This is a genomic window from Gilliamella sp. M0320 (assembly GCF_016101635.1).
GTDB lineage: Bacteria > Pseudomonadota > Gammaproteobacteria > Enterobacterales > Orbaceae > Gilliamella > Gilliamella apis.
This window is the reverse complement of the sequence record NZ_JACFQD010000019.1, coordinates 1-1,655: the sequence shown is the minus strand read 5'-3', so window position 1 is coordinate 1,655 and position 1,655 is coordinate 1. Positions and strand designations below refer to the sequence as shown.

The following is a 1,655-nucleotide window of genomic DNA, read 5'->3' as shown; positions in this document are numbered from 1 at the left end:
CCTTCTCTGATGGTACGACATTAACACCAGCAAGTAATAACTCAAACTCATCACATGCTATTTTACTGCCGGTTGCCGGTCAGAGCTTTGCCGATATTGATATGTTGGTGCCAACTAATGTTAATGCCATACCATTAAGCACCCTTATTGGTGCGCCTTATAACTATTGGGATGATGATGATGGCGATGGTGATTTTACCGTTACAGGGCAGTTGCATTTATCTATTCTTGATAAATTTGACCGTCCGGTCACTCGTGACAATGTGCCGACTATTTGTAAAGCACCTTATCGAGTGATGTTAAGAACTGATGATGTTATTTTATCCTCCCGTTATGGCGTACCTAAAAGTACTTCTTTTACTGCAAGTACTGTCACTTATTATATTAAACCACAGCCAACAGCGGATATTTGCTCTGCCAGACCTTTGTTAGAATATAACGGCGAACGTGCTGGTCCTTTTTCTGTGTGGGACACAGGCTTAGGGTTTCTTGTTCAGTCATCCGAACCGTCATCTTATGGTTTGAATTTTCCTACTACTGGCGCAGATGGTTTATATTTTGATTTGGTGCTAGGTAGTATTGATACGCAATTAACATGGGATCCTGTTTCTCCTAAGGGCGATATTAAAGCGACTATGACCTATTTAAATAGCTCAGACCCTAGTCTTGTCCGGGTCACCTTAAATGGTCCCGTGGCTACACCGCAGCAATGGCGTGTAGATGATCCGGGTTGGGCAGGTAAGAAAATAATTGCTCCATCATTGCCTCAGACATTTGAGTTGGTGGGTAAAGGTAAAGATAGTCACAATAATGATATCATGTTGAAGTATGGTTTTGTGTTAAAGCAGTGGTTTGTCAACCGAGGTTATATAACAGCGGTAGCTTCCAGACAGGGATCATGGTGTCTTAATCTAGGTTTAGGTTTAGGTTATCGTCTTCCACGCCTTAGAGAATTAACTAACGCATCATTCTGTTCTGGCTACTGTCCAAGTGTTGATTATCCATCAAATACTTATCATTATTCGCGACGAATTGGAGCCGGGTTTTTAGCTGAGTGGGGTGATATGACTAGATACAAGGATGAGGCGAGAAACCACTATTCCTATTGGTCGAGTGAACCGGTGCCAACTAATCCGGAAAAACCTAACGATACAAGCAATAGCACCACCCAGTACGCCGCGACCGCTGTTCACGGTCTGATTACAAATTCAAGTATGAACGCCTATGCTGCAGTAGCTTGCGTCACGGGGGATGAGAAGAAAGAAGATAAATAAATTTATTAGCGCCTTAAAAAGGCGCTGATTGACATGGCTGATAAAAATACGACACAACTTAATTACCCGTACCAATAGGTTTATTTTTGAGGAACGGGGTTTTTACAGTAAAAAAATTGCTGAATGGCGTTTTTAAAAGGTTAACACTATGTTTTAAAGACTTAACGCTCTAATAATATTTACAAAATTTAGCAATTAAACCTTTAAATACAGTTGCATAGATTTTTTTCAAGTACTATACTCTATAGGTTATTTTAACCGCAATATTCGGTGATGATTTAGTCAGTTAAGCTGGAATAAAATGAAATAAAACATAGTATTACTTGACAAGGGATGTCAAAATGCGTTATAATTTACAACACCAAACACCAAACACCAAAC

1 pseudogene is annotated in these 1,655 nt (G+C 39.9%); it reads left to right on the top strand.

Annotation, left to right across the window (positions count from 1 at the left end):
• A pseudogene (locus H3T83_RS11290) lies at positions 1 to 1,274 on the top strand (hypothetical protein); the annotation flags it as partial.
• Positions 1,275 to 1,655: the final 381 nt, after the last annotated feature.